We start from the raw sequence: 3,691 nt of genomic DNA, 5'->3' as shown, positions 1-3,691 counted from the left end.
CGGCTACTCGGTCCTGTTCGACACCGCGACGAACTGGATCGACCGCCTCGCCCGCGCCCACCACCGCGGCGCCCTGGAAGCCGAGCTGAAGAAGATCCGCCGCTACAAGCTCATCATCGTCGACGAAGTCGGCTACATCCCCTTCGACACCGACGCGGCGAACCTGTTCTTCCAACTCGTCGCATCTCGCTACGAGACCGGCTCCATCCTCGTCACCTCGAACCTGCCGTTCGGGCGGTGGGGCGAGGTCTTCGGCGACGAAGTCGTCGCCGCCGCGATGATCGACCGCCTCGTGCACCACGCCGAAGTCCTCACCCTCGCAGGCGAGTCCTACCGCACCAAAGCCCGCCGAGAACTCCTCACCAAAGACCGCGACAAGTAGCACGAAACGACCTCCGGGGGGTCAATCCCAATCCGTCGTTAGGGGGTCAGTTCCAGTCCGCCGTTGACAAGCAGAGCCCCGCCCGCGTTTCCAACCCCCCGCATGTGGGATCACCCCCGCATGCGCGGGGAGCAGTTCGGCCCGGGTGATGAGCGGGATGCGGAGCGGGGATCACCCCCGCATGCGCGGGGAGCAGGTCGAGGCCGCCCAGGCCGGCGACCGCCACGCGGGATCACCCTCGCATGCGCGGGGAGCAGGGCAGCCAGCGAGTCCAGGTGGACGCGAAGAAGGGATCACCCCCGCATGCGCGGGGAGCAGCGGTCAGCCGTCCAGCCGGAGCCGTACGTCCTGGGATCACCCCCGCATGCGCGGGGAGCAGTCGTACTGCGCTGGCGGCCACGGCTCGCCCGCGGGATCACCCCCGCATGCGGGGGAGCAGAGCATCCCTGTTTTCGCCATGCCCTCCCGGTCGGGATCACCCCCGCATGCGCGGGGAGCAGATCGCGGTTGCTGACCTGAACCGCGGCGACCAGGGATCACCCCCGCATGCGCGGGAAGCAGGTCTTGACCTCGTCCGGCTTGGCCTCGTCCTTCGGATCACCCCCGCATGCGCGGGGAGCAGTGGCTGACGGTCGACGGAGTCGGGGAGATCGCCGGATCACCCCCGCATGCGCGGGGAGCAGATGGACGTGCACTGGCAGCTGCACCGCCGCCCGGGATCACCCCCGCATGCGCGGGGAGCAGTCGGCGTACCGCTCAGCGAGGTCCGCTACGGAAGGATCACCCCCGCATGCGCGGGGAGCAGCACTCCGCCGAACTCGGCATCCAGCTCATCATTGGATCACCCCCGCATGCGCGGGGAGCAGGAGCGCAACCCGGCCTACCGGCTGATGCAGCGGGGATCACCCCCGCATGCGCGGGGAGCAGGAGCGCAACCCGGCCTACCGGCTGATGCAGCGGGGATCACCCCCGCATGCGCGGGGAGCAGGAGCTTGACCGCCTGTACGCCGAGGGCCGGCAGGGATCACCCCCGCATGCGCGGGGAGCAGTGGGCAATCCAGTCGGTGATGCGCCGCCGCTCGGGATCACCCCCGCATGCGCGGGGAGCAGATCACGTACGCCGAGCGTCCGCAGGACTTCCCGGGATCACCCCCGCATGCGCGGGGAGCAGGCCGCCCGGATGTCGGTGAGGTTGGGCGTGGCGGGATCACCCCCGCATGCGCGGGGAGCAGACTTTCCGACCTGCGGCTCTAAAGATCGACTGCGCTGTTTTCCTTCACTTTGTCTCGCAAGATCGCAGGCTCCGTTGCCGTTGCGAGTGTACGAACATGCGGAAGTTTGGGAGTCAGCGTAGCGGGCGACGAGCGTCCAACGTGGCCGTTGAACCGAGCCGGAACCGTTCGTCCTGCCCGTGCATCTGTGCTCAATCCGTCACTGCACCGCCGCTGTGCGGCGTACGGCGTAACTCCAGCTGTGACGACCCGCAGGTGATTTCACCGTCCAGGGCCGACTCGATGACCCGCTTGGTCAGCTGCTGCAACAGCCCGGCCTCGTCGGTCAGCTTCAGCCCGTCACCACGAGCCCGACCGACCAGCATCGCGATCAACTGCTCATCCGTGACCGCACCCACCGACCCGGTGGCCGGCTCCTGCTCCGAGTTGACCTCGGTGGCCATCTGGCGTCTCTCCCTTGATCGGTCGATCAGCCGTTCTTTCCAGTCCCCGGCCTACGCCACCGATCTCGGAAGATCATGCATACATAACCGGCCACAATGGATGAATCTGACCATTCAAGATCTGTAGCTGAGTCTGACCGGCCCGCGGTGTCGCGACAAGCGCCAGCGGGCAGCCGGGGCGTCGCCGATGCCCGCACTGACATCTGCTGCGCCCACCGTTGGCGGCACTGTCGCCGCCGTGGAGGTGGTGCCGCGGTTTTCGCGGATCCGTTGGGTGCGGGCGGCCGAACACGATGGCTAGGGTCGCATCCAGATCGATCGCAGTAAGCACGGGTTATCAAGATCGCACAGAGCACGAGGAACCAGAGGTTGCCGACACCGTAGGTGCCCGCAGGACTCCGGAATGCAGGGCATCGTGCCGGCACCCGGTCAGGGACACGAAATTCCCTTATGCGGCACTTTGTCGATCGCAGCGTCTGGATCATGGGCACGTTCTCGGAGAGGAACAACATGAACTGGAAGCGAATTTCCGCGGTGGCCGTCGCGCTGAGCATGTCTCTCGCAAGCTTGGCGATCGCCCAGCCGGCCCAGGCGGGCAACTCCTACATCAGCCAGTACTGCAAGACCAACATGTACGTCCTGACGTACAGCGGGAGCGCCAGCGACCAGCCGATGTGGTGCCGCGTCCAGCACGGACCGGCGGCGGCCTTCGGCTACACCGGACCTGCCGACGGGTACCCCGGGGTCAACACGTGGAAGGGCGTCCAGTCGTACCTGAGGGCCAGCGGTGTCTACAGCGGCCCGGTCGACGGGATCCCGGGCACGAACACCTACAAGGGCATCCAGCTCATCGCCCGACACGGCGGCTACAACGGCCCGATCGACGGTATCCCCGGCGCCAATACCTGGCGCGGCTTCGACATGGCCATCCGTGTCGGGTGGTTCGGACTCTGACAGCCGGTGCGTGGGTGCCCGGCCGGCGACCGTCGGCCTGGCACCCGCTCCACTCCGCGGTCCTCTCGCTCGACGGCGGTCATCGGCCGACCAGCCGAACCCCTGCCACCTGTACCCCGACGGCGTGAACGCGAGCCCCGTAGCCCTCCCAACCTCCCGGAGACGCACATGCAGACCCGTCCCAGGTTTGTCCGCGCACGCAAGCACGCCGTACTGCTGCTGGTGGCCGGACTCCTCAGCATTCCCACCGCCTCCGCCCAGGCGGCGCCGCCCGCTGACAGCGGGCAGAGCAGTGCGACGCCCGACGGCCGGCAGTCCGAGTCGCCGGGCGAAGGGCGCGCCCAACAGGGGGTTCCGGAGCAGGACCGGGACCGCGTTCTCACTCCGGGTTGGAAGACCTCGGACGACGTCGCCTGGGCCACATCGGCCGACGGGCGTGGGTTCCACATCCTCAAGGCCGACGCGGCCGAGGGATATGAGTGGCGGGTCGTCGCGACCCTGCGGGAGAGCCTGGTCGACGTCGACCAGTGGATCGGACAGGCATGCCTGACGTCCTCCGGCGACAAGGTGGTCGCCGTGTACGCGCCCCGGTCGTTCACGAACAAGCCCGACCTCTACGACCGGGGCGGCTTCACCGCGGTGGTCGACCTGCGGACCGGCCAGGTGACCAAGCTGGGAGT

3 protein-coding genes, 1 pseudogene and 1 CRISPR repeat array are annotated in these 3,691 nt (G+C 68.1%); of the genes and pseudogenes, 3 read left to right on the top strand and 1 reads right to left on the bottom strand.

The window, feature by feature from the left end; translation table 11 throughout:
* The coding region (locus tag AB0M52_RS32165; protein WP_363961490.1) for an ATP-binding protein at window positions 1-382 on the top strand (382 nt) is incomplete at its 5' end.
* A gap of 107 nt (window positions 383-489) precedes the next feature.
* Window positions 490-1,614: direct repeats of the CRISPR family, unit length 28 nt; unit sequence GGATCACCCCCGCATGCGCGGGGAGCAG.
* A 191-nt stretch (window positions 1,615-1,805) separates the two neighbouring features.
* Here AB0M52_RS32165 and AB0M52_RS32160 read toward each other — a convergent pair.
* Window positions 1,806-2,057, bottom strand: a complete 252-nt coding sequence (locus AB0M52_RS32160) for a hypothetical protein (RefSeq protein ID WP_363961488.1) — start codon at window positions 2,055-2,057, stop codon at window positions 1,806-1,808.
* 483 nt (window positions 2,058-2,540) lie between these two features.
* Between AB0M52_RS32160 and AB0M52_RS32155 the strand changes: the two genes are divergently transcribed.
* A complete protein-coding gene (locus AB0M52_RS32155; protein ID WP_363961486.1) occupies window positions 2,541-3,011 on the top strand; it encodes a peptidoglycan-binding domain-containing protein in 471 nt (156 codons plus the stop codon).
* A 168-nt stretch (window positions 3,012-3,179) separates the two neighbouring features.
* Window positions 3,180-3,691 (top strand): annotated as a pseudogene (locus AB0M52_RS32150) (hypothetical protein); the annotation flags it as partial.

The sequence above is a fragment of the Micromonospora sp. NPDC051296 genome (genome assembly GCF_040682255.1).
GTDB lineage: Bacteria > Actinomycetota > Actinomycetes > Mycobacteriales > Micromonosporaceae > Micromonospora > Micromonospora craterilacus.
This window is presented reverse-complemented; position numbering and strand designations above follow the sequence as displayed.